Source organism: Miniphocaeibacter sp. (genome assembly GCF_049276255.1).
Taxonomy (GTDB): domain Bacteria; phylum Bacillota; class Clostridia; order Tissierellales; family Peptoniphilaceae; genus Miniphocaeibacter.
Genome location: NZ_JBASWB010000057.1, coordinates 1 through 2490 on the forward strand (window position 1 = coordinate 1; position 2490 = coordinate 2490).

Here is a 2490-nt window from a genome sequence, read left to right on the forward strand (position 1 = left end):
CTACATGTTCAGCTACCTCCGGCGCTGGTTGCAGTTCGGCATCGCCTGTCCGCGGGCCTCGTCGCTGATTGAGCGATTCTTCCGGGAATTAGCCCAAGTTCGACAGAAGAGGGCTTGATTTGCCGGATTTCGGGTGTTCGAGGCGCATAAGTCCCCGATATTTCGCCTATTTGGTTTCCAAAAGCGATGTAGTGGAGACCGCCCGGTTGCCAAACGGCGCAAGCGACCGGATACTGCGGTCATGTTTTTACGGCGCAATCGCAGACGAAAGAACGGGGAGACCTACGAATACTGGACTCTGGTGGAGACGGTGCGAACAGCCCGCGGCCCACGGCAACGGATTGTCGCGACGTTGGGCAAACTTCCCGGATTGGACGAAGATGAGCGTGTGGGCTGGGAGGAAGTGACGCGTCTGCTGGATGGGCATCCCCGGGAGACGGGGCAGGGCGATTTGTTCCGAACGCCCTCGGCTCCGCCCCTGTGGGCACAGGTGGATTTGTCCGGCGTGCGGGTGGAGCGGGTTCGTGATTTCGGGAAGGTTTACGTGGCCTTGGCCCTTTGGCGGCGTCTGGGGCTTCACCAGTTCTTTAACGAACAGGTTGGCCAGGGACGGGAGAAAGTGGATTGGGCGACGGTGGCCTGCATTCTGTGTGTGGGGAGGTTCTGCGATCAAGGTTCGGAGTTGGCGCTGGGGGAACGCTGGTATGCCCATACTGCGTTGGATGATCTGCTGGGCGTGGACCCCGCCGACGTCTACGACAATCGGCTATACCGCGGACTCGACCAGGTGCTTCCCATGCGGGAGAAGCTGTTCACTCATTTGCGGGAGCGCTACGAGAGTTTGTTTGGCAGCCGCTTCGAGTTTCTGCTCTACGACGTGACCAGCACCTATTTCGAAGGGCAATGCCAGCGCAACCCGCAGGCCCGGCGCGGCTACAGTCGAGATCAGCGCTCGGACTGCAAGCAGGTATGCATCGGTCTGGTGGTGACCCCCGAAGGCCTGCCTCTGGCCTATGAGGTCTTTGCGGGCAACCGGGCTGACGTCACCACAGTGGAGGACATCGTGGACCGGATGGAAGCCCAGTACGGCCGCGCCGAACGGATATGGGCGATGGACCGGGGGATGACCAGCGAGGACAACTTGGATTATCTGAGAGCGCGCGGAGCCTTGTACATCGTCGGAACCCCCAAAAGCCAGTTGCGTCAATTCGAACGCGAACTGCTGGAGGAAGCCGACTGGCAGCAGGTCGAAGCGGACGTGGAAGTCAAGCTGCTCGCCCATCCCGGTGGCCAAGAACAATTCGTGTTGTGCCGCAGCCAGGCCCGCCACGAGAAAGAGGCGGCCATGTTCCGGCGCCAGCGGGATCGGGTGCGGGAGAAGTTGCTTCAAATTGATGCCGGATTGCGCAGGCACAAAGCCAAGCCGGCTCCCGTCGAACGACGCATCGGAAAGTGGCTGGGCCGTCATACGGCGGCGGAAAAAGTGTTTCGTATAGGGGTTCAAGTGGAAGACGGATGGGCGGTCGGATTGCACATCCAAGAAGAGACAAGCCGGCTCGAGTGGGCACAACATGCGCAAGGGGCCTACTTGCTGCGAACCAACTGCCGCGAACAGGACCCGCAGAAGCTATGGCGCTGGTATATCCAATTGACTGAGGTGGAGGATGCCTTCCGCACCAGTAAATCCGATTTGAGCCTTCGTCCGGTCTATCACCAGCTTGAACACCGCGTGCAGGCCCATATCCTCATCTGTTTCATTGCGCTGGCCATGTGGAGAAGCCTGGAGATGTGGGCGCAAGGCGCGGGAATGGGCCATTGCGGGCGGCAAATCCTGAAAGAACTCGATACCATCCGGTCCATGGACGTGGTCCTGCCGGTTCGCGACAAAGCCGATGTCCGGCTGCGAGTGGTATCCAAGCCTGAAAAACTGGCCGCCGATCTGCTCGAACACCTACAGCTAAAATTTCCCAACCGCCCCAAAATCGTGCAAAATGTAGTGGAGAAAAACGGCACCTGAACACCGAGTTTCTTAGAAAATATGCTGTTTTGCCCCCCTCAACTGTCGAACTTGGGTTAAAAGGCATGCGATAACGATTCTTGCAATTTTCATGGTTTTCCTCCTGCCAGATGGTTTAGATAGTCATACAATGTGTTTGTCAAAGCAATGTATCTTTCGCTCGTGACCTCATCGCTGGGCCACTCTCTGGAAAGGCGCATCCCCGGATTCTGCATGGAGCGGCCATACGCATCCATGACGGCCCGCAAGGGGGCGCCATCCATCAGGTGAATCCCTGCATGGTATGCGGCAATGGCATCCGGCCCGTCCCATGACCCGGCAGCGGTATTCCCGGTTGCAATAGAAAAATTTGGCCCCAGTAAGATTGCATATTGGGGCCACCCCATGGCTCTTGCGCACATGGCGTAGCCCATGTTGTTTCGTTTGGCAAAATCCGTCACATAAGGGCGGGTGTTCCCGGCAAGCACCAAACG

At 58.4% G+C, this 2490-nt stretch carries 2 protein-coding genes; one reads left to right on the forward strand and one right to left on the reverse strand.

Features of this window, described 5'->3' with window-relative positions; all coding sequences use genetic code 11:
• Nucleotides 1-241: 241 nt before the first annotated feature.
• A complete protein-coding gene (locus WAO56_RS07375) occupies nt 242-2017 on the forward strand; it encodes an IS1634 family transposase (RefSeq protein WP_422146307.1) in 1776 nt (591 codons plus the stop codon).
• Nucleotides 2018-2106: 89 nt separating this feature from the next.
• On the opposite strand, the gene WAO56_RS07380 is transcribed toward WAO56_RS07375, so the two are convergent.
• Nucleotides 2107-2490, reverse strand: a 384-nt coding sequence (locus WAO56_RS07380; protein ID WP_422146308.1) for a hypothetical protein, incomplete at its 5' end; no start/stop codon positions are given.

What these genes read in the sequence shown, in the direction of transcription:
- WAO56_RS07375 (WP_422146307.1), top strand. Translation starts at nt 242, where the DNA reads ATGTTTTTACGGCGCAATCGCAGACGAAAGAACGGGGAGACCTACGAA.